Here is a 24,544-nt window from a genome sequence, read left to right on the forward strand (position 1 = left end):
AGGAGCTGATCCAGCGCTAATCCAGCGCTAATCCAGGAGCCGGTCCAGGGGTACCGAGGAGTCGGCAAGCAGGTCCGTGCTCACGGCGGTGCGGGCGTTGATGAGGGCCTTGATCGCCTTCTGCGGCTTGGCGGCGCGGGGCCAGTTGACGTTCATTCCGGCGATCACCCGGCCTTCGCGCTGCCAGAACGCAATGAACTCCTTGTCCGCCAGTGAGCCGCGGATGACCGGGGGCCCGGCAACGAGCGTCGGGAAGCCCGAGTACTCCATGCTGACGTCGTACTGGTCCGTGTAGAAGTACGGGATGGTGTCCAGCGTGGCGTCGAGGCCGAGCATCGCCTTGGCAGCCACCTTGCCGCCATTGAGGGCATTGGCCCAGTGCTCGCTGCGGTGGTGCTCGCCGGTGAACGGGTGCAGGGCGTTGGCAACGTCGCCGGCGGCGAAGATCCCGGGCGCGGAGGTCCGCAGCGACGCGTCGGTGAGGATGCCGTTGCGGATCCCGAGGCCGGCCGCCTCGGCCAAGCCGACCTCCGGCACGACCCCGACGGCGATGACCACCAGGTCGGCGGGCAGCACTTCGCCGGCATCGGTGACTACTGCCGTCGCCCGTCCCGATCGCCCCTGAATCCCGGCAGCAGACGCCGGAAGCCTGAACCGTACACCGTGGGCCTCGTGCAGCTCGCGGAAGAAGCCACCCAGGTCCGGGCCGATCGCCGCGCCCAGCGGCACGTCCTCCAGTCCCAGCAGGGTGACCGTGTTTCCAAAGGTGCTGGCGGCGGCGGCCAGTTCCATCCCGATCCAGCCGGACCCGACCATGACCACGTTCAGGCCACCTCCGGCGAGGCGGGCGTGCAGGCGCCGGCTATCCTCCACCGTCCGGAACGTGCTGACGCCGTCGAGCCCGCTGCCGGGCAGCGGGATGGTCCTGGGCCGCGCTCCCGTGGCGAGCAGGAGCGAGCCGTACTCCAGCCGCTGCCCGTCCTCCAGAACCACCGCCCGGGCCGCCGGGTCCAGCGCCGTGGCCTGGACGCCGAGCCGGAGGTCGACGTCGTTCGCGTCGTACCAGTCCTCGGGCACCACCGGCAGGGTGTCGTCGGCGGCCTTGCCCAGCAGGTACTCCTTGGACAGCGGGGGGCGCAGGTAAGGCGGGTGGGACTCGGCGGCCACCAGCACCACGGGGCCGCCGAATCCCTCCGCCCGCAACGTCTTGGCGGCGGTGGCACCGGCCAGCCCGCCGCCCACGATCACGATGTTCCCGACAGCCATGTCCGCTCGATTCCCGCGAGTGCGCATTCCCGTTTTCTAAAACCGCTTATCTTGACGCTAGAAGGGGGACGCGGCCCCGTCAAGGCCTTTTGGGGAGGATTCGGCGTGGCGATAGAATGGCGTAGCAGGCATTGTGCTATTTCCGGGGGCGGCAGTACCAGCCCAGTTGTTAAGACCAGTTGAGCCCAGTTGTGAAGCCCAGCGGTACCGCAGCTGTGAACAGCATCCCCGGAGCCTGCGACCCCCCGAACCCTAGAGAAAGCCAGTATGCGAGTTCTTGCAGCCATGAGTGGCGGCGTCGATTCCGCCGTTGCCGCCGCCCGCGCCGTCGAGGCGGGGCACGACGTCGTCGGCGTCCACCTCGCGCTGTCCCGGATGCCGGGCACCCTGCGAACCGGCAGCCGGGGCTGTTGCACGATCGAGGACTCCCGCGACGCCTGGCGTGCCTGCGACATCCTCGGGATCCCGTACTACGTCTGGGATTTTTCCGAGCGGTTCAAGGAAGATGTCGTCCAGGACTTCATCGATGAATACGCCGCGGGCCGCACCCCCAATCCCTGCATGCGCTGCAACGAGCGGATCAAGTTCGCCGCCCTGCTGGAGAAGGCCATCGCCCTGGGCTTCGATGCCGTGTGCACCGGCCACTACGCCAAGGTCATCACCGACGCCGACGGCAACCCCGAACTGCACCGCGCTGCGGACTGGGCCAAGGACCAGAGCTATGTGCTCGGCGTGCTGACCCACGAACAGCTCAAGCACTCGATGTTCCCGCTGGCCGAGACGCCGTCCAAGGCTGAGGTCCGCGCGGAGGCGGAGCGCCGCGGCCTCTCCGTGGCGAACAAGCCGGACAGCCACGACATCTGTTTCATCCCCGACGGCGACACCGCCGGCTGGCTCGCCGAGAAGATTGAAATGACCACGGGGGACATCGTGGACGAATCCGGCGCGAAGGTCGGCGAGCACCCGGGCGCCAATGCGTTCACCGTGGGCCAGCGCCGCGGGCTGAAGCTCGGCACTCCGGCCGCGGATGGCAAGCCGCGGTTCGTGCTGGAGATCCGGCCCAAGGAGAACAAGGTGGTGGTGGGCCCGGAGGCGCTGCTCGCCATCGACGAAATCCGCGGCATCAAGGTCTCCTGGGCGGGGCTGCCCATCGCCGAGGTGGCAACGGGCGAAGAGTTCGACTGCTACGCCCAGGTCCGCGCCCACGGCGACCCCGTCCCGGCCCGCGCGCACATGGCGGGGGACGAGCTGGTGGTCACCCTCACCGAGCCGCTGCGCGGCGTGGCCCCCGGCCAGACCGTCGTGCTCTACCAGGGCAGCCGCGTGCTCGGCCAAGCCACGATCGATGCCGCGCGCTCACTGCAGCGGGCCGCGCTCTAGCCGCCCGCCACACCGAATCCAGCGAAGGGTCCCGCCAGATGGCGGGGCCCTTCGTCGTTCACCCCACGGCCGGCGGGCCAGCGACCCTGCCGAAGATCCGGGCGGAATCCTGAAGAAAATGAGAGAAACCTTCGAATCGTGTAAATTTTGTGTCTCAACTCACAAAATGCAACGTTTCACCGAATGATTGTCTGGTTGAATCTAGGAATCAGCAAAGCGTGCCGCCCGACGAGTCCTTCGTTTCACTTCGGGCTGCGCTAGAACGCATCGAACAGAAAGTTCACAGATGGCAATGAACAAAAAGGCCTGGCAGAGCGTCATCGCGCTCGCCGGGGTTTCCGCCTTTGCACTGACGGCCTGCACCGGGCCGACCGGCGGCGCTGGCGGGTCATCAGCCGCCGCAAGCGGTCCGATCGCCTACGGCACCACGGACAAGGTCACCGCCTTGGATCCGGCGGGCGCCTACGACAACGGTTCGTTCATGGTGATGAACCAGATCTACTCCTTCCTCCTCAACTCGAAGCCGGGCAGCGCAGATCCCGTGCCGGACCTGGCCGAGTCCGCGTCCTTCACCTCGCCGACCGAGTACACGGTCAAGCTCAAGCCGGGCCTCAAGTGGGCCAACGGCCACACGCTCGACTCCAAGGACGTCAAGTTCTCCTTCGACCGGCAGACCAAGATCAATGATCCCGCCGGTCCCGCAAGCCTGCTGACCAACGTCGAAAGCATCACCGCCCCCGATGCAAACACCGTGGTCTTCAAGCTGAAGCAGGCGAACGACCAGACCTTCGCCCAGATCCTCAGCAGCCCCGCCGCGCCGATCGTAGACGATGAAGTCTTCCCGGCTGACAAGCTGCTTGACGACGACTCGATCGTCAAGGCCAAGGCCTTCTACGGCCAGTATGTGATCGACACGTACAAGAAGAACGAGCTGATCAGCTTCAAGGCGTTCCCGGACTACCAGGGAGTCCTCGGCAAGCCGGCCAACGACGCCGCCACCATCAAGTACTACGCCGACCCCACCAACATGAAGCTGGACATCCAGCAGGGGAACATCGACGTCGCTAACCGCAGCCTGAGCGCCACCGACGTCGATGACCTGAAGAAGGACTCCAAGGTCAAGGTCAACGTTGGCCCCGGCGGCGAAATCCGCTACATCACGTTCAACTACGACACCATGCCGTTCGGTGCCAAGGCTGCCGACGCCGATCCGGCCAAGGCGCTCGCCGTCCGCCAGGCCATCGCGAACCTCGTTGACCGCCAGTCCATCGCGGACCAGGTCTACAAGGGCACCTACCTGCCGCTGTACTCCAACGTTCCCAGCGGCTTCCTCGGCGCCAACGAATCGTTCAAGGACGCCTACGGCGACGCCGGCAAGCCGAGCCTGGACAAGGCCAAGAAGGTCCTGGCCGACGCCGGTGTGACGACCCCCGTCTCGATGAACCTGCAGTACAACCCGGACCACTACGGCAAGTCCTCCGGCGACGAGTACGCCATGATCAAGGACCAGCTGGAGAAGTCCGGTTTGTTCAAGGTCAACCTGCAGTCCACCGAATGGGTCACCTACAGCAAGGCCAGCCGCGCCGACGAATACCCCCTGTTCCAGTTCGGCTGGTTCCCGGACTTCAGCGACGCCGACAACTACCTGACCCCGTTCTTCCCGGAGGGCGGCTTCCTGAAGAACCACTACAACAACCCGACCGTCAACGACCTGATCAGCAAGCAGCTCACCACCGTCGATAAGACTGAACGCGAGTCCACGATCAAGGATGCGCAGAATGCCCTCGCCAAGGACATCTCCACGCTTCCGCTGCTCCAGGGCGCGCAGGTTGCCATTTCCGGCAGCGGTGTCAAGGGTGTCGATACCACCCTCGATGCCTCCTTCAAGTTCCGTTTGGGAACTATTTCCAAGTAAGGCTGCACCTGTGCTGACCTGACCAGCCTGCCAGGCGGGGCGCCCTCGAGGCGCCCCGCCTTTGCTGGTCATTGCCGCACCCTGCAGTCCACGCCGGCCCGCCCAAGGCCGCGACAGCACAATCTTAGGTACCAATGACAACATTGACTGAGGCGCCGCTAAACGACGCCGACGGACTTCTTCCGTCCAAGAAAAAATCCTCGGGTGGGGGCTTGGGGACCTACATCCTGATCCGGTTCTTCCTGATCATTCCGACCATATTCATCCTGGTGACGTTGGTCTTCTTCCTGATGCGGGTCATCGGCGACCCCATCACCGCCGCCCAGGGCGGCAGGCTTCCCCCGGAGGCGCTCGCGCAGCGCATCCACGATGCCGGCTACGACCGCCCGATCCTCGTGCAGTACCTCGAATACGTTGGCCAGGTGGCGACCGGCAACTTCGGCACCACCATCACCGACCGCCGGCCCGTGGTCGAAATGATCATCACGTTTGGCACGGCAACCCTGGAACTGGCCATCAATGCCCTCATCGTGGCGCTCTTGGTCGGCATCCCGCTCGGGCTTATCTCCGCCTACAAGCGCGATAAGGCACCCGACGCCGTCCTGCGGTTCTTCGCCATCCTCTGCTACGCCACCCCGGTGTTTTTCGCCGGCCTGCTGATGAAGCTGGCCTTCTCCGTCTGGCTCGGCTGGCTGCCCGTCGCAGGACGGGCCTCCACCAGGACCGAACTGGCCATGGGAAGCCTGGCCGCACCGACAGGGATCTACTGGCTGGATGCCTTGCGCAGCGGCAACATGGCCGCGTTCGGCGACGTCGCGGCCCATTCAGTCCTCCCCGCGCTCACCCTCGGGCTTCTGACGGCAGGGGTCTTCCTGCGGCTGGTCCGCACCAACGTCATCGGCACGCTCGGCAAGGACTACGTCGAGGCCGGCCGGTCCCGTGGCGTCAGCAATTACCGGCTCGTGACCAAGCATGCCTACAAGCCTGCCCTCATCCCGATCATCACGGTCATGGGGCTCCAGATTGCCCTCCTGCTCGGCGGCGCCGTCCTCACCGAGTCCACCTTCGAGTGGAAGGGCCTCGGCTACCAGCTGGTGCAATACCTGAACGCCCGCGACTTCGTGGCCGTCCAGGGAATCGTCGTAATGCTGGCGGTCATCGTTGCCGTCACGAACTTCATCGTGGACGTCGTCGCAGCCCTGATCGACCCGCGAGTGAGGTACTAGCCATGAATGCAACCAAAGTAAGCGGGCGCAAGCAGCCCCTCGTCTACCGGCTGCCGGTGATCTCGCATTTCCGCTCGAGCGTCGGGCTGCAACGCGGCATGCTCGTCACGGGCATGGTACTGGCCGCCGTCTTCCTGCTCGTCGCCGTGTTTGCGCCGTGGATCGCGCCCTACGGGTTTGCCCAGCTCAGCGACGCCGCCGGTCCCTTCCCGACCCAGCAGCCCCCCAGCCCGGCCCACATCTGGGGCACCACTGTTGGTGGCTATGACGTCTATTCGCGGGTGCTCTGGGGTGCCCAGACGGCCGCCGTGGTGATCATCGTCGCCGTCGCAATGTCGATCTTCCTCGGCGTAGCCCTCGGACTCGTCAGCGGCTACTTCGGCGGCTGGCTCGACCGGGTGTTCGTGGTGGTCGCCGATGCGATCTACGCTTTCCCGTCCCTGCTGCTGGCCATCGTGATGTCAATCGTCATCAGCCACGGCCAGTCCAGTTTCTGGGGAGGCATTGTTGCCTGCTCCATTTCCATCTCGGTGGTGTTCGTCCCGCAGTACTTCCGCGTCATCCGTGCCGAGACCATCCGGCTCAAGGCGGAGCCGTACGTCGAATCGGCCAAGGTGGTGGGTGCCTCCAGCATCCGCATCATGGGCCGGCACATCTTCAAGAACGCAACCCGCACACTGCCGCTGATTTTCACGCTGAATGCGTCCGAGGCCATCCTGACCCTGGCGGGCCTTGGCTTCCTGGGGTTCGGCATCGAACCGACCTCCGCCGCCGAGTGGGGCTATGACCTGAACAAGGCCATTGCAGACGCCTCCTCGGGCATCTGGTGGACCGGTGTCTACCCCGGTACGGCGATCGTCCTGACCGTGCTTGGGCTGACCCTCGTCGGTGAGAGCATCAACGACCTCAACGATCCCCGCCTGCGGGGCCGCAAGAAGGCAGTGGCAGGCAAGGCCGGACCCGACTCCACCGCCGGCGCGCAGGCCGCACCCGAAGCAGAAGTGAGACTTCCATGACCACCAACATCGACAAGCCTGGCGCAGGTGCGGGCCCGGTCCTTGATATCGAGAACCTCAAGGTCACCTTCGCCACTGACGCCGGGGACGTATACGCCGTCAAGGACGTGAGCCTCGAGGTCAACCCGGGCGAAGTCGTCGCCATTGTTGGCGAGTCGGGATCCGGCAAGACCGTGACGGCCAAGACCATCCTGGGACTTTTGCCGGAGACGGCCATCAGCCAGGGCGCTGTCCTGATCAACGGCAACAACGTCATCAGCGTCAGTGAAGCCAAGCTGAGGGAGATCCGCGGCCGCGACGTGGCCATGGTGTTCCAGGAGCCATCCACCGCCCTCAACCCGGTCTTCACCGTGGGGTGGCAGATTGCCGAGGGCATCCGTGCACATGCCGGCAGCGGCGGCCGCAGCAAGGTCTCGGCCAAGGAGGCCAAGGCGCGGGCCATTGAGGCCCTCCGCAAGGTGGGCATCCCGGACCCGGAAACACGGGTCAACTACTATCCGCACCAGTTCTCGGGCGGCCAGAAACAGCGCGTCGTGATTGCCGCCGCCCTGGCCCTGAACCCTGGACTCATCGTGGCCGACGAGCCCACGACCGCCCTGGACGTCACCGTGCAGGCCGAGATCCTGGAACTGCTGCGGGACCTGCGCGACAACTACGGGACCTCCATCGTGCTGATTACGCACAACATGGGCGTCGTCGCCGACCTCGCCGACCGCGTCGTGGTCATGTACCAGGGCGACGTCGTGGAGGAGGCATCCTCACGGGTGCTGTTCGCCGAGCCCAAGGAGGACTACACCAAGAAGCTCCTCGCCGCCGTCCCGCACCTGGGCCGCAACTCCGCCTCGGAGGGCATGGTCGAACGCGCCCATCAGGGCGGCAAGGTGCTGGTCGAGGCTAAGAACCTGACCATCGAGTATCCGGGGCGGCTCGGCAGCCCGGGGTTCAAGGCAGTCGACGGCGTCAGCTTCACCGTGTCCGAAGGCGAAGTCTTCGGCCTCGTGGGGGAGTCGGGCTCCGGCAAGACCACCATCGGCCGGGCCATCGCCGGGCTCAACCGGACCACGGGCGGCAGCCTGAAGGTGCTGGGCTACGAGATGCTGAACTTCAAGGAGCGCACCTTCAAGCCGCTCCGCAAGGAGATCGGCTTCGTGTTCCAGGACCCGGCGGCCTCGTTCAACCCGCAGCTGACCATCGGCGACTGCGTGGCGGAACCGCTGATCATCCACTCCAACCCGACCGCGGCCGAGGCGCGCAAGCGGGTCGGCGAGCTGCTCGAGTCCGTGCAGCTGCCGGCGTCGTACGCTGACCGGTTCCCGCACGAACTCTCCGGCGGGCAGCGCCAGCGTGCCTCCCTGGCGCGGGCGCTCATCCTGAACCCGAAGCTGCTCATCGCCGACGAGCCGACGTCGGCCCTGGACGTGTCCGTGCAGGCCGTGGTGCTGGAGTTGTTCAAGGAGATCCAGCAGGAGTTCGGCTTCGCGTGCCTGTTCATCAGCCACGACCTCGCCGTGGTGGACATGCTCTCCCACTGGGTCGGCGTGCTCTACAAGGGCAAAATGGTGGAGCAGGGACTCGGCAACCAGGTGATGGGCCACCCGCAGCACGACTACACGAAGAAGCTCATCGCCTCGCTGCCCGTTCCGGACCCCGACGAACAGGCAAGGCGCCGCGAGGCATTCAAGGCCGTGCTCCACAGCTAACCGCCAGAACCGGGCACCGGCCCGATTGAGCGCGGCCCGCTCCGGCTCCGGCCCGGGCTCCGGCAGGGCCGCAGCCACATGGGCATGCGCACCGTTCGCCACGAACGGTGGGCATGCCCATTGGTGTCTCCGCGGGCGGCCTGCAACGGTGCTTAACAGCGGGAGGCATTGGCCGCAGAACCCCTAGACTGGGTCAATGACCGAGCAGAACCCCAATCTTCCCGAAGCCGATTCCTACGACCCGGCGGCAAGCTCCCTGGCCGGTTCCGTGGATCCCGCGGTCATGGCGGAGCTGCTGTCGATCCGCTCCAGCATCGACAACATCGATGCCACCTTGGTCTTCCTCCTCGCCGAACGCTTCAAAGCCACCCAGAAGGTCGGCTTCCTCAAGGCCGCCCACCAACTTCCCGCCGGGGACCCGGGCCGCGAAACGGCGCAGATCGCGCGGCTGCGGCACCTCGCCGCCGAGGCCCACCTGGACCCGGCCTTCGCGGAGAAATTCCTGAACTTCATCATCGGCGAGGTCATCCGCCACCACGAGGCCATCGCCGAGGACCACCAGGCCGCCCAGGCCTCCGGCTCCGCGGACCCCGCCCGCGCCGCGGGCGCCTAGCCATGGCCGCACCAGAGGCTCCCGCACCGGGCCAGGTGACCGCGACAGCCCTTGGCCCCTGGCCGGGCGAGGACCCGGCCGAGGCCGCGCGCATCATCCGCGGTGAACTGGGCAGCCCGCACCTGCCGTTCCTCGCCGAGCTTCCCGACCGCGGCGTCGGCTCCGATGCCCTGGGCCGGACCGCCTCATTGCTCGTGGAACTCGCCGTCGACGTCCAGCCGCATGGATGGCGGTTCGTGGACCGGCCCGGCAAGGACCTGCAGCGGGCCAAGTCGGCCCTGTCCACCGACATCAACATCCTGGCGGACGTCATCGGCGTCGAGGAATTGCCGTCGGACGATATCAAGATCCAGCTGCGCGGGCCGCTCAGCCTTGCCGCCGGCCTGCACTTGCACAACGGTGAGCGGGCCCTGATCGACTACGGCGCCCGCCGGGACATCGCAGACTCGCTCGCGGCAGGCGTGGAAGGCTACCTCAAACGGGTGGCGGCGGCCGCCCCCGGTGCCCGGATCGTCGTCCAGATCGACGAACCTGAAATTGCCTCGGTGCTGGCCGGCACCATTCCCACCGCCAGCGGTTACCGGACCCTGCGCTCGGTGCCGGGCCGGGAGGTTACCGAGTCCTGGCAATTGGTGATCGACGCGCTCCGGGCCGCGGGCGCCGTCGAAACCGTCGTGGCGGTCTCCGAGGTCGAGGCGCCGTTCGAGCGGATCCTGGCGGCAGGCGCGGATGGAATCGCCGTGCCGCTTCGGGCACTGACCTCGCGCCAGTGGGAACAACTCGCGGGCGCGGTGGAGGCCGGCAAGCGGCTCTGGGCCGGCGCGCTGGACGTGGCCGACCCTGCCGCGTCGCTGCCAAGGGTCCGCGACGTCGTGGAAGACGTGTGGCGCCCATGGCGGCAGCTGGGTCTCCCCGCGTCCACGCTCGGTGCCCTCCGGGTCACGCCGTCGGAGGGCCTGGCACGGCACTCACCCGCCACTGCGGCAGCGGTCCTGACCCGCCTGACCCAGGTCGCGGACGGCCTCAACCAGCTCGCCCTCGGCTAGCCCGGCACCTTCAGCCCCCGCCGGGTCCGGGCCGCAACCGGGCCCCGGCCGCCGGGGACCCGGTCAGACCCTGCTTTCCCAGCCGTCCGGGCGGGCGTGCCCGGGCAGGTACCCCGGCGTCGCAATACCGCCGGGGTACGGCTCGAGCCGGTAGTCGAAATGGCCGGCGTAGACCAGCACCAGGCCGAGCTGGGGCTGGATCACCTTGACCTGGATCCGGTGCCGGCCGCCGTCCTGCGGCTCCCACCACTGCTCGGCGTAGGCCTTGGCATCGAGGGCAGCCGGCAGCGGGATCCGGAGCGGTCCCAGGAACAGCCGCGACGCCTCGGACACGCCGCGCAGCCGGCCCTCCGGTGTGACGCTGAGGTTGAGGTCGGTGACCAGCCGCCGGTACCGGCCCACATAGTCCACGAGCCCGGGCCCGTGCCCGCCGTCATCGCCGTCATCAAAGCTGGTGGTGTCCTGGAACAGCCGGGTGGTGCCCGGGAAGAAGATTTCCCGGCGGGCCGTCAGGCTTGACCGGCCGAAGGGGTCCAGGTGGGCGTGGTTCTCGATCCGGAAGCGCACGCCCTCGCCGTATTCGGGGAAGAAGGCCTGCTCGCCGGTGGTGAGCCGCAGCAGGGGGCGCAGCCAGGCCTGCCGGCAGCCGACGACGTCGAACACCCCCTCGCCGACGCCGTAGTGGCCGGATCCCGGCGCCAAAGCAAAGTATTCTTGAAGCTCCGGCTGCAGTCGGGCAAAGTCGCTGCCCAGGGCGCGCTCGTAGATCGGGGTGTTCACGGGTTCCTCCTGCGGTCCGGGCCGGTTCACTGGGCCTGTCCACAGCATGCAGGACAACGCGGCAATTGTCACAGCGTCCCGTGCGGCGGCGGGGTTCCGGCGGCGGTGGCAGGCCCGGTTGCACCATGCCGGCGGGCCGCCCGATACGACAAAGCCAATTCAATGGGGGAATATATAACTATGAAGGCACGCATTCTGGTAGTGGATGATGACGAGGCACTGGCCGAGATGATCGGTATTGTGCTGCGCAATGACGGCTTCGAACCCGTCTTCTGCGCTGACGGCGCACAGGCGCTGGACGTATTCCGCTCCTCCAAGCCGGACCTCGTGCTGCTCGACCTCATGCTTCCGGGGATGGACGGCATTGAAGTCTGCCGCCAGGTCCGTGCCGAGTCCGACGTCCCGATCGTGATGCTCACCGCCAAGGCGGATACCTCGGATGTGGTCCGCGGCCTCGAGTCCGGGGCCGATGATTATGTGCCCAAGCCGTTCAAGCCCGCCGAGCTCGTCGCCCGGGTCCGGGCCCGGCTCCGCCCGGGTGACCAGAAGGCACCGGAAACCCTGCGGATCGCCGACGTCACGATCGACGTGGCCGGCCACCTGGTCAGCCGCGGCAACGACCGGATCTCCTTGACGCCGCTGGAATTCGACCTCCTCGTTGCCCTGGCCCGCAAGCCGTGGCAGGTCTTTACCCGCGAACTGCTCCTGGAGCAGGTCTGGGGCTACCGGCACGCTGCCGACACCCGGCTGGTCAATGTCCATGTCCAGCGGTTGAGGTCCAAGATCGAACGCGACCCGGAAGCCCCCGAAGTTGTATTGACGGTCCGTGGTGTCGGCTATAAAGCAGGTTCCTGAGCCTGCGGACCGCAGTGTCCGGCAGGCCATAGCAACGGATACGTCGCCGGACACGAGGCCGGCCGAACCATCCGCGGCGCCATCGCCAGAGTCATCAGCAGGCACTTCGATGCCCCGCGCGTCCGAAACGCCGCCGGCCGGCGGCGGGCCGGACCCTTTGCGCCGTCTCGCCTTCCGGACCCGGTTGTGGGCCAAGCGCGCAAGGATCGTGGGCGTCCGGGTCGCGCGGCTGGTCCGCACCGGGATGCAGCGCCTGTGGCCCGGCATCCTGTACCTGCTCCGGGCGGTGCAGCGGAAGTGGCGGCGGTCCCTGCAGTTCCGGACCGTCCTGACCACGCTGATGCTGGCCATGGGCTCGTTCGCTGTTGTGGGCGCCTACCTGTCCAACCAGATCGCCAACAACCTGTTCCAGGAACGGCTCGCCCAGGCCGAATCGGAGACGCGTTACAACGTCAAACAGGTCCAGGACACGTTCGACGGCGCCCAGGTCACGGACCAGTCCAGCGTCATCACCCTGGTCTATGACACCCTGAATGCGGTCGAAGGCCGCGGATCCGTGATCCAGCGGCGCTACGTCTTCGAGGCCATGCCGGAGCAGACCAAGCCGCGCAACCGTTGGGTGGAATCCCGGGCCTCGGACCAACTCACCATCGGCGTCATCCCCCCGGACCTGCGCAAGGCTGTGCAGGACTCGGGCAAGGACCAGTACTGGGCGTCCACCCAGTTCCCCGTGGGGACCGAAGACCGGCCCGGCATCGCCGTCGGCAACAAGGTGACCTTCAACGGCACCGTCTACGAGCTGTACCTCATCTATGACCTCAACACGGCGCAGAAGACGCTGGACGAGATCCAGAATGTCCTGCTGGCCGGCGGCGCGCTGCTGGTGCTCATGATCGGCGGCGTCGCCTGGTATGTGACCCGCAACGTGGTCAGCCCCGTCAGCCATGCCGCCGTCGTCTCCGAGAAGCTCGCCGCCGGCCAGCTGCAGGAGCGCATGGTGGTCAAAGGCGAGGACGAGGTTGCCCGGCTTGGTGCCTCGTTCAACCACATGGCCGCAAGCCTCCAGGAGCAAATCACCCAGCTGGCCACGCTCTCCCAGATGCAGCAGCGGTTCGTTTCCGATGTCTCCCACGAGCTCCGCACGCCGCTCACCACGGTGCGCATGGCCGCCGAAGTCCTCTATGACGCCCGCGACGACTTCGACCCGATCAACAAACGCTCCGCGGAGCTGCTCTACAACCAGGTGGAACGGTTCCAGTCGCTCCTTGCGGACCTGCTGGAAATCTCCCGCTTTGACGCCGGCGCCGCCACGCTTGACGCCGAGCCCACCGACATTGTGCAGCTTGTCGCGCAAGTCATTGAGGGGGTGGCGCCCGTCGCCGCCGAATACGGGTCTGCCGTCACCCTCAACGCCCCGGCCGGCAGCGTCATTGTCGATATGGACGACCGCAGGATCGACCGGATCCTGCGCAACCTTATCCTGAACGCCCTCGAACACGGCGAGGGCCGGCCGGTGAACGTTTCCGTGGCCGCCAGCGACACCGCCGTGGCCGTGGCCGTTCGGGACCACGGAATAGGCATGACCCCGGCGGAGGCGGCGCGCGTGTTCGACCGCTTCTGGCGCGCCGATCCGGCCCGTGCCCGCACCACCGGCGGCAGCGGGCTGGGACTGTCCATTGCCGCCGAGGACACCAAGCTCCACGACGGCTGGCTGCAGGCCTGGGGGAGCAAGGGGCACGGGTCGAATTTCCGCCTGACCCTTCCCCTGCGCCGGGACGAGCCGATCACCAGGTCCCCGCTCCAGCTCGAACCGGTCAACGTCGGGCTCCCCGAGGCAGGCCGCCAGCGGACCGTGGTGTTGCCGGACCCGCTACGGACCGCGGGCAGCGGGACCAGTGCTGAGGGGTCCGCGGGCGGATACGCCGACGGTTTCGATGGCGACTTTTCTGGCGACGGCGGCAGCGGTGCCGCCGGCGGGGCAATCCCGGACGGCGGTTCGGCCGGAACCCGGGGAACCGGGACGGAGGGCAGGGCATGAGTGTGGTTTCGGGCAAGTTCACCCGCGTGGGGGCTGCGCTGCTGGCACTCATCCTGCTTCTGTTGACCTCGTGCGCCCAGATTCCGCGCTCGGGGCCGGTGGGCAAGAGCACGGACGAGAGCGCGGGCAACCCCAACGCCCCGGTCTTCTTCCCGGCCGCGCCGCGTCCCGGCGCCGGACCCGAAGCGGTGATCGAAGACTTCTACCTCGCCGGCAGCGGCTACGAGGACGACTACGCCGTGGCCCGGCAATACCTCACCCAGGGTTCGTCGGTGACGTGGAAGCCGGACCAGCGGGCGCTCGTGTTCCGCAAGGCCACTGTGGTGGCCACCGGTGTCGAAAACGTCTTCAACTACCAGCTCGACCTCGCCTATTCGGTGGACGCCGACGGCGTGGCCACGCAGCTTCCCGAGGGCACCACCGAAAACATACCCGTCACCGTGACCCAGGTGGACGGTGAGTGGCGAATCTCCGATCTTCCGGACGGCACGGCCATTCCGGAAGAGACCTTCAAAGTCATCTACGGCGCTTACCCGATCTACTTCTACGACCCCACGTTCACCTACGCGGTGCCCGATGTCCGGTGGTTCATCCGCAAGAAGACCGTCAAAGCCATGACGAGCGCCCTCCTGGGCGGACCCGCCCCCTACCTCAAGGGCGCCGTCGTCAGCGCGTTCCCTTCGGGCATCAAGCTGGCCCGCGAGTCAGTGCCCGTGGTTTCCGGCGCCGCGCAGGTGGATCTCACCGCCAAGGACCTGGTCGAGGCCTCCAACGAGGACCGGCTGCGGATGCAGACGCAGCTGGCCCTGACGTTCCGCAGCCAGCCCGATGTGATCAATGTCGAGCTCCGGGCCAACCAGGACCTCGTGCGCGTCGAGGACAACGGCACGGTTCTGCCTCCGGTCCAGAACGAAAGCGTCCCCGCCTACCAGATCGCCGTCAGCAACAATGACCTGGTCCGGTACGAAAACAACAGGCTGTCACCGCTCCCGGACGTCCGGTCCGTCGCAGCCCTGTCACCCCGGGCGCCTGCGGAGTCCACCGAGTCGCAGGCGGCCGCGTTCCTCAACGCCGCCCGCACCACGCTGTACTCGATCGTTCCGGGCCAGCCCGCCAGGGCGTTGACCACCCGGGCCGCGCTGTCCCGGCCTTCGTTCGGCCGGTACGACTGGGTCTGGACCGCCGGGCCGGGTGCCGGCGGCGCCACCGAGGTGGTGGCCTACCGGCCGGTCGGTGTGGCGGAGAACGCCAGCGTACCCACCGTCACCCTGTCGCCGGGGTGGCTCTCGGGCCGGACGGTCAAGGAGTTCCGGATTTCCCGGGACGGCACGCGTGCCCTCGTCATTTCCCAGCAGAACGGCAAGAGCAAGGTCCAGATCACCGGGATCATCCGGAACGCGGACGGCACGCCGAGGGACCTGACCGTGCCCCTGACCCTCCTGACTCCACGGGATCCGGATCAAGGCGTCTGGGTGGATGACACCACAGTCGCGGTCATGAAGGCCTCCGCCAGCGATGCCGTCACTCCCGAGCTGTTGTCGCTGACCTCGGCACAGCCGCAGCAGCTGGCGCCGTGGCCCGGGCTGACCGCCCTCAGCGCAGGCAACGGACCAGCCGAGATCTACGGCCAGTCCGCGGAAGGGATCTTCCAGCGGCTGGGCAACGGCTGGTCACCGCAGCTCAAGGGCCCCATCGACCCGTCGTTCCCCGGCTGACCGACGCCCCTCGGACGGCGCCCCCTGCAACGACGACGGCGACGACGACGCCGACGCCGACCGGCCCGCCGCCGACGGCGGGGCCGCCATCACCGGGATCCGGTGACGGTTCCGGCCGGGGTGTTGTCCACATAGCTGCCCACCGGGCTACTACCGGGGGCGCACCCGGTCCAGGATCGGAGAATGGGCAGCCACACCACCCGCGTCCCGTCCGCCGATCCTGACCTCGCCCCGGCCGCGGCCAGGGCGGCGCGACACCGCGGGAGCTACGCGCGGCCACTGGCGAGGCTGGGGGACCGGACAGCCGAAGCGGCGGCTGAGGTGCTCGCCCTGGCCATTCCGGTCGACTGCGTCTGCTGCGGGGCGGAGGACTCGGCACTCTGCGGCGCGTGCTCCCGGAAGCTGCGGCAGCTGACGCTCAGGCCGTTCCGGGCAGAGGCCCAGGCTCCGGCCCTGATGGACATGGACGGCTCCGTGCTGCTGCCCGTGGTGGCGGCCGGGGCCTACCGGGCCGAGCTGGCACAGTGCCTGCTGTCCTTTAAACGCCACGGGCAGGCCCGGCTGGGCGCCGAACTGGCCCGGGGCCTGGCGCGCGCCCTCCACGCCGCGGCCGGGCCCGGGCAGGGACTCGTCCTCGTCCCCGTGCCCACGAGCGGCGCCGCTTTCCGCATGCGGGGCTTCAGCCCCGTCCATCTCCTGCTCCGTCGGCTCGTCCGCGGCAATGAACTCGCAGGGTTCACCGTCGCGGACGCGTTGCGGAAATCCGTGCCGCCCGCGCGGACCACGAAACCCCCGGCTTTGCACCTGTGGGACCGGTTACGGGCCGGCCCCACAGGGGCCCGCTCCCTGCCCGGCGGACAGAAGGGACTGGGCCGGGGTGAGCGTGCCCGGCGCGTGCGCGGATCCATGCGGACCAGGTCCGGTCCGTGGCCGGCGCGAGTCGAAGGACGTCCCTGCATCATCGTCGATGACGTGCTGACTACCGGCGCCACCCTGGAGGAGGCGGCCCGTGCGCTCCGGGCCGCGGGGGCCATTGTCAGCGGCGCCGTTGTGCTGGCCGCGACACGCCCGCCGGCCGCCGCCGATGTCGGCGCCGTCAGCCCCGCGGCGGCGCGGACGATCGGCGGGAGCCAAAAAAATAAACCGTAAAAGGATGAATAACAGGTGTCTATGAACTAACGTCGAAGATGGGTACCAAGAACAGATGTACCTGTCGATAGCGGCTCGGAAAGGGGCTCGACTGTCAGTCAGATCGGCCCCCGGGAAGTACCGCCGTCGTGTCACCGAAGTCATTTGGAGGGCACCATGGAGTTCATGATCAGCGGACGCAACTTGACGGTCTCAGACCGGTTCCGCGAATATGCCGACGACAAGATCTCAAAGATCGCGTCGTTGGGAGACAAGGTCCAGAGGGTAGACGCGAAGGTCACCAAAGAGACCAAGGCCCGCCAGACCGCCGAATCGCTCACGGTTGAGTTGACAGTCCTGGGACGCGGCCCAGTAATCCGCGCAGAAGCGAGTGCCGCCGACAAGTTCGCTGCGTTCGATCTCGCTTACAACAAGCTTCTTGAACGCCTGCGCAGGGCCAGGGACCGCAGAAAGGTCCACCACGGCCGGCATACCCCCAAGTCCGTCACCGAGGCGACGGCAGCCCTGGAGCCGGCCAGCCCCAGCGAACCCCTCTACGTCGAGGCGGCGCAGCAGCAGGAGAGCCAGGCGACGGCGGCAGAGAAGTCGCCGTATGAGGTCGAGAACGATATTCCGGCCGGCGACTCGCCCGTGCTGATCCGCCGCAAGGTGTTCGCCGCGTCCCAGCTCACCCTCGATGACGCCGTCGACAACATGGAACTTGTGGGTCACGACTTCTATCTTTTCGTGGACAAGGAGACCAAGGCGCCGTCGGTCGTCTATCGCCGTGACGGCTGGACGTACGGGGTCATCTCCCTGGACCAGACGTGCGAGCCCGGACATTCGAGTCTGGAAGAGAAAATCCTGGCCTACCGTTCAGAGGATGAGCCCGCCAGCGCATAAGCTGGTGCAGACTTTTCCGACGAAGGGACTAACGTGCAAGCATCGCTGAGCCTGGCACAGGCACGGCGGATCGCGTTGGCAGCCCAGGGATTGGACAAGGAACGGCCCACCGGACCCGTGAATGCACGGGCGGTGGGCCGTACCTTTGCCCGGCTGCACCTGGTTCAGATCGACTCCGTCAATGTGGTGTCCCGCAGCCACTTCCTGCCCTTCTTCTCGCGGCTCGGCAACTACGACCGCACCATCCTGGCGCGCATGGCGGGGACCCACCCGCGCCGGATGATGGAGTACTGGGCCCACGAGGCCTGCTTCATCCGCCCGGACCACTTCCACGATCTCGTGCAGTGGCAGAGCCGCAAATGGGTGGGCGCGCATGCGATGGACCCCGAACTGCGCAACGGGGTGGCGGCCAAGGTGCTCGAAACCCTGGCCGGCGGGAAGCCGCTGACCGCCGCCGAACTGACAGCCCGGCTCGGGCACGTGGAAGACCAGCAGCGGGACAACTGGGGCTGGAACTGGAACGCCGTCAAAAGGGTGCTGGAACACCTCTTCGAAGAGGGCCTTGTCTCCGCATCCTCGCGGACCGAATCCTTCGAACGGCGCTACACCCTCACCTCCCGGGTGCTGCCCGGACCGGACGGGGAAGCGGCGGCACCCGAACCGGATGCGGCCGCCGCCATGGACCGGCTGATCGACGCCGCGGCCCAGGCCCACGGTATTGGGACCGTGCGGTGCTTCGCCGACTACTTCCGGACCCCGCAGAAGGACGCCGCCGTGGCTGTCCGGAACCTTGTGGACAGCGGCCGGTTGCAGCCGGTCACGGTAGCCGGCTGGGACCGGCCCCTGTACCGCCACACGGAGGCGAAACTGCCGCGCTCAGCCACCGGCCGGGCGCTCCTGAGCCCCTTCGACTCCCTCGTGTTCGAACGCCGGCGGCTCGAGGAGCTCTTCGGGTTCCACTACCGGATCGAGATCTACACGCCCGAGCCGAAGCGGAAGTACGGCTACTACGTCCTGCCGTTCCTGCTCCGCGACGCGATCGTCGCACGGGTCGACCTCAAAGCGGACCGTGCCGGCGGGCGGCTCCTGGCCAGGGCCGCCCATGCGGAACCCGGCGCGCCGGAGGATACCGCCGTCCAACTCGCCGCGGAACTGCAGCTCATGGCAGAGTGGCTGGGACTGGACGACGTAGTTGTCTCGCCAACGGGGAACCTTGCGCCGGCGCTCGCCGAAGCCATGGCTGCCCGGTGAACCGCACTATCCGCTGTGAGGGAACAGGCGCCACCGGCCCGGCGTCTCTCCCGTAGACTAAACACGCCAGAATTCGGCAGCTTGAGACTGGGAGCAACTTCACGTGGCATCACTTATCGAAAAACTTCTCCGCACGGGTGACAAAAAAACCCTGCGGCAACTGCGGAACTATGCCGATTCCATCAATGCCCTGGAGAGCTCCTTCCAGACCTTCACGGATGCCGAGCTCCGTGAAGAAACTGACCGTCTGCGCGAACGCCACCAGGCTGGCGAGAAGCTCGACGATCTGCTGCCCGAAGCCTTCGCGGCTGTGCGCGAGGCCTCGTCCCGTACCCTCGGCATGCGCCACTTCGATGTCCAGCTCATGGGCGGCGCCGCCCTGCACCTGGGCAACATCGCCGAAATGAAGACCGGTGAAGGCAAGACCCTGGTGGCCACCGCTCCGGCCTACCTCAACGCCCTCACCGGCAAAGGCGTCCACGTCGTCACCGTGAACGACTACCTCGCCGAATACCAGTCCGACCTCATGGGCCGCGTCTACCGCTTCCTCGGCCTCACCAGCGGCTGCATCCTCTCCAACCAGGACCCTGCGCTGCGCCGCGAGCAGTACGCCGCGGACATCACGTACGGAACGAACAACGAATTCGGCTTCGACTACCTCCGCGACAACATGGCGTGGGACAGCTCGGAACTGGTCCAGCGCGGCCACCATTTCGCCATCGTCGACGAAGTGGACTCGATCCTCATCGACGAGGCCCGCACCCCGCTCATCATCTCCGGACCGGCGCAGGGGGACACCAACCGCTGGTACAGCGAATTCGCCAAGGTGGTCATGCGCCTGCAGGCCGAGACCGACTACGAGGTCGATGAGAAGAAGCGCACCGTCGGTGTCCTCGAGGCCGGCATTGAAAAGGTCGAGGACTACCTCGGCATCCACAACCTTTACGAGTCCGCCAACACGCCCCTGATCGGCTTCCTGAACAACGCCATCAAGGCCAAGGAGCTGTTCAAGCGCGACAAGGACTACGTCATCCTCGACGGCGAGGTGCTGATCGTCGATGAGCACACCGGCCGCATTCTCGCCGGCCGCCGCTACAACGAAGGCATGCACCAGGCCATCGAAGCCAAGGAAGGCGTCGAGATCAAGGCCGAGAACCAGACGCTCGCCACCGTCACGCTGCAGAACTACTTCCGCATGTACGACAAGCTCGCGGGCATGACCGGCACGGCCGAGACCGAGGCCGCCGAGTTCATGAGCACCTACAAGCTCGGCGTCGTTGCCATCCCCACCAACCGTGACATGACACGGATCGACCAGGCCGACCTGGTCTACAAGAACGAGACCGTCAAATTCGACGCCGTGGTCAAGGACATCGCCGAACGCCACGAAAAGGGCCAGCCTGTCCTCGTCGGCACCACCAGCGTCGAGAAGAGCGAATACCTCTCCCGGCTGCTGGCCAAGGAAGGCGTCCGGCACGAGGTCCTGAACGCCAAGAACCATGCCCGTGAAGCGTCCATCGTGGCCCAGGCCGGCCGCAAGGCCGCCGTCACGGTCGCGACCAACATGGCCGGCCGCGGTACCGACATCATGCTCGGCGGCAACGCGGAGTTCACCGCCGTCGCCGAAATGGCCAAGCGCGGCCTGGACCCGGAGGAGAACTCCGAGGAATACGAGGCCGCATGGCCCGAGGTGTTTGAATCCGCCAAGCAGGCCGTCAAGGACGAGCACGAGGAAGTCCTGAACCTGGGCGGACTCTACGTGCTCGGCACTGAACGGCACGAGTCCCGCCGCATCGACAACCAGCTCCGCGGCCGTTCCGGACGCCAGGGCGACCCCGGCGAGTCCCGGTTCTACCTCTCGCTGACCGATGACCTGATGCGCCTGTTCAACTCCGGCGCGGCCGAGCGGCTCATGAACAGCTCGGTGCCGGACGACGTCGCCCTCGAATCCAAGCTCGTCTCGCGCGCCATCGCCTCGGCCCAGGGCCAGGTGGAGGGCCGCAACGCCGAACAGCGCAAGAACGTGCTGAAGTACGACGACGTCCTGAACCGCCAGCGCGAGGCAATCTACGGTGACCGCCGCCGCATCCTCGAAGGCGATGACCTCCACGAGAAGGTCCAGTACTTCCTGGAAGACACCGTCAACGCCTTCATCGACGCAGCCACAGCCGAGGGCACTGGCGATGACTGGGACTTCAACCTCCTGTGGTCGAATCTCAAGACGCTCTACCCCGTGAGCTTCTCTCCACGCGACGTCATTGACGAGGCCGGCGGCAAGTCCCGGATCACGGCCGAGTTCCTCCGGGAAGAGATCCTCTCCGATGCCCGTCTGGTGTACCAGGCCAGGGAGCAGGCGATCGGCTCCGAGAGCATGCGTGAACTGGAGCGCCGGGTTGTCCTGTCCGTCATCGGGCGCAAGTGGCAGGAACACCTCTACGAGATGGACTACCTCAAGGAGGGCATCGGGCTGCGCGCCATGGCCCAGCGTGACCCCCTGGTGGAGTACCAGCGCGAGGGCTTCATCATGTTCCAGGCCATGATGGAGGCCATCCGCGAGGAGAGCGTCGGCTTCCTGTTCAACCTCGACGTCGAAGTGACACCGGCCGAGGACGTTGTGGTGGCGGACGCCCAGGGCCAGCACACCGAACACCACGAGCCGCAGATCCATGCTGCCGGACTCGAAGCCCCGGAGAAACCCGCACAGCTGCAGTACACCGCCCCTGGCGAGGACGGTGCCGCCCAGACCCGGATCGAGGCGAAGGTCTCCGGTCGTTCGGGAAACCCGGCCAAGGCCGCGGCGCAGGACATCGGCCGCCGCGCTGCGAAGAAGAAGCGGCGCTAGGCACGACGCCAACGTATGGGAGGACCGGAGCATTTGCTCCGGTCCTCCCGTGTTTGCGCCTCCTCTCCTTGACAGTCCGGCCCTAGACAGTCCGGGCATTCCCTTGCAGGCCGGGCTTTCCCTTGCGGGCCGGGGCCGGTCCCGCAGGTTCCTGCCCGTGGCGCCTTCGGCCCGCTACTGTTTTCTGCCGGGTCTCTGCCTGTCTTCTGCGGGCCCTCAGCCTGTTTTCTGCCTGCGGCCGTGCCGTGCAGGTTCAGCCGATCTCCAGCACGGTGACGCGCCAGGCCGCCGTGCCGCGCTCCAGCCGCAGCGCGACCGCGCGGACCCGTGTTTCCTCGACCACCACCGCGCTGGCCTCGTAGACGTCATCCGCTACGCGGCAGGCCCGGACGGACCGGACGGACGGGTTGCGGTGCAGCCTGCCCGCCGTTGGCGAGCTGCCGGAGGCAACCCGGCGGGTCAGTGCGGCGCGGTGCTGGAGGGCGGCCAGGCAGCGCGGGTCCAGGCGCCGGGAGAGCTGCTGTGCGGGCCGCGTGCCGGCCAGCACTTCGATCGCTGCCTGCACGGTGCTGCGGGATATCGCGCATATCTCGCGGGCCTCGTCAACAACGCGCAGCGGCGGCGGGGCCGCGGCGGCGTGGTTGGCCGCTGGTGTTGCCGTGCCGGACACAACCCGGAGGGCGGGGGCGTGCGGGACGGGGGTCGCCGCGGCTGAGCGGATCCCGGTGGCTGCGTTCATGACGGTTCCTTTGCTGATGGCTGATGACTGATGCGGGTGGCTAGTGCGTGTGCGGCTAGCTGGTGCCGGATGAACTTCCGGCTGGCCCCGTGCTGTGGTCTTCGGTGTAGCCGGAGCCGGAGCCAAACCGGGCGCGGGGCAGGGTCTGTGGCCGTGGCTGCGGCCTGTGGTGCGGCGGGCGGCGCCTAGTGTGGCGGCGGGAGGACCAGGACCTGTCCGGGCCGCAGCAAGTGCGGGTCGGCTCCGATAACGTTGCGGTTGCCCGCATAGAGCCGGGGCCACACCCTGGCGATGTCGGCGTCGGAAGCCAACGGCCCCAGCGCCGCCGCGGCGATGCTCCACAGCGAATCGCCGGACCGGACCGTGACCTCCCTGCGGGCGCCGGGGATGTCCCGCGCGCGCACATGGGATGCAGCCAATGGTCCGGCATCCACGATGGGGCTCAGCGGCTTCCACCGCGGATCCGGCGCGGTACCGGCTTCCGGCCCTAGCGGGTCCGGCGCCACGGCCTGCCCGGGCGACGGTGTCCACGAAGCCGACACCGCTGCGTGGCCGGGCCGGGCCGGCCCGGCCACGCCGGGCGCAGTGGCCGCGTTGGCCAGCGGCGCTGTCAGCAGCTGCAGCCCGACGGCGGCAAGCACCAGCCGCCGCATGAACGCCGGGCTGAACCGGGCCGTGGCCGCCGCCGCGCGGGTCCTGCCGAAGCGGTCCAGCAGTGCCGCTGCGACGGCGATGGCGAGCGACATCACCCACCAGGTGATGACAATCAGCCCGGCCGTATTTGCCACGATCCCCATCTGGTCCTCGAAGGACAGTGACTGCCCGCGCGCCGAGCCGGACTGCCAGCGCTGAATGAGGAAACTTCCCGTAGCCGCGAGGAAGATCCCAAGCAGCAGGATGACGGCGGCCATGGCGGCGTCGGCCCGAACTGTCTGTCTGGGCAGGCGGACGGGCAGGGGGCGGGCCCCGGGTTGCGGTGTTGCTGTCCGGTCCATGGGCTGTTTCCTCCAGTCAGAATGAATATCTTTCGATGCTGTTTGATATCGTTTGATTGTTTTTAATCCTGTTTAACGAAGTGTGATCCCATTGCGCCCTGGTTGTCTAGGTGCAGTCCGTGCCTGTGGATAGGGTTGCCTACGGATTGACCGGCGCGGGAGGCCCGCCTACGCTGGCGCCATGCGGTGGGATGCCTTGTTTGAGGACATGGAGGGACAGCTGGCTGGCCACCAGCGGCTGGAATTTGAGGCCGAAATAGCCGAGCGTGCACTGGTGGACTCTGCGGGAGTGGAGCTCGCGGACCGGCTCCGGGGGTCCCTCGGGCTCAGCATCCGCGTGCAGCTGTCCTCGGGGAGGGCATTCGAGGGAGTGCTGAGCCATGCGGGCAGCGAAGCCCTGGTCCTTGACGAGCCCCAGCACCAGGTACTCATTCCCTACGCCGCAGCGGCGCACTATGGGAGTCTTTCGCGGGTGGCGGTCTCCGAACCGTCAGTTGTCCGTCGGCGGCTCGGTTTGGGCAGCGCCCTGCGGGGACTCGCGAGAAACCGTGCGCCGGTGACGATATTTGTCGCTCACGATGGGGCGGATGCCGGGCTCTATGGCGTCATTGACACAGTCGGCAGGGACTTTTTGGACCTGGTCGTGAGACGGGAGGGCGAGGAACGGCCTCCGGGGAACGCCCGGCAGGTGGTGGCCATTCCCTTCGGCGCCCTCGCGGGCATCAGATCCGTTGGTGCCGCGGGCGGCTAGTCAGCCCGCCAGGTTCAACTTCCGGCGGACTTCGCCTTGGCCTCTTCGATCATGCGGCTGGCCTCGGCGTAGCGCTCCTGGATGTACTGCTCGAGCATCTTCTCCTCGACGCGCCACTGGCCGCGCCCGCCCACCTGGATTGCCTTCAGCTCGCCGCTGCGAACAAGCGCGTAGGCGGCCGGAGAGTTGATCTGGAGCTGCTCGGCAACGTCAGCGAGAGTCAGGAATCGGGGCATGAATCCATTTTGCCACCGTTGAGGCCTACTGGTGCCGTTATCCACAGTTTGCGCCTGTTTGGCCTTGGATCTTCCACCAGGGCGGCCCGGGCGCAACAATAGGGGTGCCCGGCATCCCGGGAACGGACGGCGACGACAGGGGGAGCGGA

20 protein-coding genes are annotated in these 24,544 nt (G+C 67.3%); 15 read left to right on the top strand and 5 right to left on the bottom strand.

Going from position 1 to position 24,544, the window contains the following annotated elements; genetic code table 11:
- Window positions 1-27: 27 nt before the first annotated feature.
- The gene (locus tag C560_RS0112075) at window positions 28-1,266 is read right to left on the bottom strand and encodes an NAD(P)/FAD-dependent oxidoreductase (RefSeq protein WP_026538409.1); all 1,239 of its coding nucleotides are present in this window, start codon (window positions 1,264-1,266) and stop codon (window positions 28-30) included.
- A gap of 267 nt (window positions 1,267-1,533) precedes the next feature.
- Here C560_RS0112075 and mnmA point away from each other — a divergent pair, with 267 nt between their 5' ends.
- The 7 genes from mnmA (at window position 1,534) to C560_RS0112110 (ending at window position 10,162) form a co-directional block, all read left to right on the top strand.
- Complete coding sequence (gene mnmA / locus C560_RS0112080) at window positions 1,534-2,646, top strand: tRNA 2-thiouridine(34) synthase MnmA (protein ID WP_081801692.1); 1,113 nt, start codon at window positions 1,534-1,536, stop codon at window positions 2,644-2,646.
- Between the two features lie 286 nt (window positions 2,647-2,932).
- Window positions 2,933-4,561 carry an ABC transporter substrate-binding protein gene (locus C560_RS0112085; protein ID WP_026538411.1) on the top strand — a complete coding sequence of 543 codons (1,629 nt, stop codon included), beginning with the start codon at window positions 2,933-2,935 and terminating at the stop codon, window positions 4,559-4,561.
- 134 nt (window positions 4,562-4,695) lie between these two features.
- Window positions 4,696-5,787, top strand: coding sequence for an ABC transporter permease (locus tag C560_RS0112090; protein ID WP_026538412.1), 1,092 nt, complete (start codon window positions 4,696-4,698; stop codon window positions 5,785-5,787).
- Between the two features lie 2 nt (window positions 5,788-5,789).
- A complete protein-coding gene (locus C560_RS0112095) occupies window positions 5,790-6,803 on the top strand; it encodes an ABC transporter permease (protein WP_026538413.1) in 1,014 nt (337 codons plus the stop codon).
- On the top strand, window positions 6,800-8,503 hold the full coding sequence (locus C560_RS0112100) for an ABC transporter ATP-binding protein (protein ID WP_026538414.1): 1,704 nt from the start codon (window positions 6,800-6,802) through the stop codon (window positions 8,501-8,503). Before C560_RS0112095 ends, C560_RS0112100 begins: the two co-directional genes overlap by 4 nt.
- A 196-nt stretch (window positions 8,504-8,699) precedes the next feature.
- A complete protein-coding gene (locus tag C560_RS0112105; RefSeq protein ID WP_026538415.1) occupies window positions 8,700-9,116 on the top strand; it encodes a chorismate mutase in 417 nt (138 codons plus the stop codon).
- Between the two features lie 2 nt (window positions 9,117-9,118).
- A complete protein-coding gene (locus tag C560_RS0112110) occupies window positions 9,119-10,162 on the top strand; it encodes a hypothetical protein (protein ID WP_026538416.1) in 1,044 nt (347 codons plus the stop codon).
- Between the two features lie 63 nt (window positions 10,163-10,225).
- On the opposite strand, the gene C560_RS0112115 is transcribed toward C560_RS0112110, so the two are convergent.
- On the bottom strand, window positions 10,226-10,942 hold the full coding sequence (locus C560_RS0112115; RefSeq protein WP_026538417.1) for a DUF4166 domain-containing protein: 717 nt from the start codon (window positions 10,940-10,942) through the stop codon (window positions 10,226-10,228).
- 180 nt (window positions 10,943-11,122) lie between these two features.
- On the opposite strand from C560_RS0112115, the gene mtrA reads away from it, so the two are divergent.
- The 7 genes from mtrA to secA all read left to right on the top strand — a co-directional run bounded on the left by mtrA (window position 11,123) and on the right by secA (window position 21,674).
- Window positions 11,123-11,797, top strand: a complete 675-nt coding sequence (mtrA, locus tag C560_RS0112120; protein WP_026538469.1) for an MtrAB system response regulator MtrA — start codon at window positions 11,123-11,125, stop codon at window positions 11,795-11,797.
- 109 nt (window positions 11,798-11,906) lie between these two features.
- The gene (mtrB, locus tag C560_RS21690; protein WP_231494329.1) at window positions 11,907-13,835 is read left to right on the top strand and encodes an MtrAB system histidine kinase MtrB; all 1,929 of its coding nucleotides are present in this window, start codon (window positions 11,907-11,909) and stop codon (window positions 13,833-13,835) included.
- Window positions 13,832-15,550: an LpqB family beta-propeller domain-containing protein gene (locus tag C560_RS0112130; protein WP_026538418.1), complete on the top strand. Its 1,719-nt coding sequence runs from the start codon at window positions 13,832-13,834 to the stop codon at window positions 15,548-15,550. The genes mtrB and C560_RS0112130 overlap by 4 nt, the downstream gene beginning before the upstream one ends.
- A 183-nt stretch (window positions 15,551-15,733) precedes the next feature.
- A complete protein-coding gene (locus C560_RS0112135) occupies window positions 15,734-16,699 on the top strand; it encodes a ComF family protein (RefSeq protein ID WP_026538419.1) in 966 nt (321 codons plus the stop codon).
- 156 nt (window positions 16,700-16,855) lie between these two features.
- Window positions 16,856-17,581: a ribosome hibernation-promoting factor, HPF/YfiA family gene (hpf, locus tag C560_RS0112140; RefSeq protein ID WP_018775207.1), complete on the top strand. Its 726-nt coding sequence runs from the start codon at window positions 16,856-16,858 to the stop codon at window positions 17,579-17,581.
- A 33-nt stretch (window positions 17,582-17,614) separates the two neighbouring features.
- On the top strand, window positions 17,615-18,832 hold the full coding sequence (locus C560_RS0112145; RefSeq protein WP_026538420.1) for a winged helix-turn-helix domain-containing protein: 1,218 nt from the start codon (window positions 17,615-17,617) through the stop codon (window positions 18,830-18,832).
- A gap of 103 nt (window positions 18,833-18,935) precedes the next feature.
- A complete protein-coding gene (gene secA / locus C560_RS0112150) occupies window positions 18,936-21,674 on the top strand; it encodes a preprotein translocase subunit SecA (RefSeq protein WP_026538421.1) in 2,739 nt (912 codons plus the stop codon).
- 253 nt (window positions 21,675-21,927) lie between these two features.
- Here secA and C560_RS0112155 read toward each other — a convergent pair whose 3' ends face one another.
- Window positions 21,928-22,413 (bottom strand): Rv3235 family protein, encoded by a 486-nt coding sequence (locus C560_RS0112155; RefSeq protein WP_026538422.1) that lies wholly within the window; start codon window positions 22,411-22,413, stop codon window positions 21,928-21,930.
- Window positions 22,414-22,598: 185 nt separating this feature from the next.
- Window positions 22,599-23,408, bottom strand: coding sequence for a LysM peptidoglycan-binding domain-containing protein (locus tag C560_RS0112160; RefSeq protein WP_051533131.1), 810 nt, complete (start codon window positions 23,406-23,408; stop codon window positions 22,599-22,601).
- 181 nt (window positions 23,409-23,589) lie between these two features.
- Here C560_RS0112160 and C560_RS0112165 point away from each other — a divergent pair, with 181 nt between their 5' ends.
- Window positions 23,590-24,159 carry a hypothetical protein gene (locus C560_RS0112165; protein WP_026538424.1) on the top strand — a complete coding sequence of 190 codons (570 nt, stop codon included), beginning with the start codon at window positions 23,590-23,592 and terminating at the stop codon, window positions 24,157-24,159.
- Window positions 24,160-24,173: 14 nt separating this feature from the next.
- On the opposite strand, the gene C560_RS0112170 is transcribed toward C560_RS0112165, so the two are convergent.
- Entirely contained in the window at window positions 24,174-24,395 is a 222-nt protein-coding gene (locus C560_RS0112170) for a helix-turn-helix domain-containing protein (RefSeq protein WP_018775212.1), read from the bottom strand.
- Between the last annotated feature and the right edge of the window lie 149 nt (window positions 24,396-24,544).

The organism is Arthrobacter sp. 9MFCol3.1 (assembly GCF_000620385.1).
Classification (GTDB): Bacteria; Actinomycetota; Actinomycetes; order Actinomycetales; family Micrococcaceae; genus Arthrobacter.

What these genes read in the sequence shown, in the direction of transcription:
- C560_RS0112075 (WP_026538409.1), bottom strand. Translation starts at nt 1,266, where the DNA reads ATGGCTGTCGGGAACATCGTGATCGTGGGCGGCGGGCTGGCCGGTGCC.
- mnmA (WP_081801692.1), top strand. Translation starts at nt 1,534, where the DNA reads ATGCGAGTTCTTGCAGCCATGAGTGGCGGCGTCGATTCCGCCGTTGCC.
- C560_RS0112085 (WP_026538411.1), top strand. Translation starts at nt 2,933, where the DNA reads ATGGCAATGAACAAAAAGGCCTGGCAGAGCGTCATCGCGCTCGCCGGG.
- C560_RS0112090 (WP_026538412.1), top strand. Translation starts at nt 4,696, where the DNA reads ATGACAACATTGACTGAGGCGCCGCTAAACGACGCCGACGGACTTCTT.
- C560_RS0112095 (WP_026538413.1), top strand. Translation starts at nt 5,790, where the DNA reads ATGAATGCAACCAAAGTAAGCGGGCGCAAGCAGCCCCTCGTCTACCGG.
- C560_RS0112100 (WP_026538414.1), top strand. Translation starts at nt 6,800, where the DNA reads ATGACCACCAACATCGACAAGCCTGGCGCAGGTGCGGGCCCGGTCCTT.
- C560_RS0112105 (WP_026538415.1), top strand. Translation starts at nt 8,700, where the DNA reads ATGACCGAGCAGAACCCCAATCTTCCCGAAGCCGATTCCTACGACCCG.
- C560_RS0112110 (WP_026538416.1), top strand. Translation starts at nt 9,119, where the DNA reads ATGGCCGCACCAGAGGCTCCCGCACCGGGCCAGGTGACCGCGACAGCC.
- mtrA (WP_026538469.1), top strand. Translation starts at nt 11,123, where the DNA reads ATGAAGGCACGCATTCTGGTAGTGGATGATGACGAGGCACTGGCCGAG.
- mtrB (WP_231494329.1), top strand. Translation starts at nt 11,907, where the DNA reads ATGCCCCGCGCGTCCGAAACGCCGCCGGCCGGCGGCGGGCCGGACCCT.
- C560_RS0112130 (WP_026538418.1), top strand. Translation starts at nt 13,832, where the DNA reads ATGAGTGTGGTTTCGGGCAAGTTCACCCGCGTGGGGGCTGCGCTGCTG.
- C560_RS0112135 (WP_026538419.1), top strand. Translation starts at nt 15,734, where the DNA reads ATGGGCAGCCACACCACCCGCGTCCCGTCCGCCGATCCTGACCTCGCC.
- hpf (WP_018775207.1), top strand. Translation starts at nt 16,856, where the DNA reads ATGGAGTTCATGATCAGCGGACGCAACTTGACGGTCTCAGACCGGTTC.
- C560_RS0112155 (WP_026538422.1), bottom strand. Translation starts at nt 22,413, where the DNA reads ATGAACGCAGCCACCGGGATCCGCTCAGCCGCGGCGACCCCCGTCCCG.
- C560_RS0112160 (WP_051533131.1), bottom strand. Translation starts at nt 23,408, where the DNA reads ATGGACCGGACAGCAACACCGCAACCCGGGGCCCGCCCCCTGCCCGTC.
- C560_RS0112165 (WP_026538424.1), top strand. Translation starts at nt 23,590, where the DNA reads ATGCGGTGGGATGCCTTGTTTGAGGACATGGAGGGACAGCTGGCTGGC.
- C560_RS0112170 (WP_018775212.1), bottom strand. Translation starts at nt 24,395, where the DNA reads ATGCCCCGATTCCTGACTCTCGCTGACGTTGCCGAGCAGCTCCAGATC.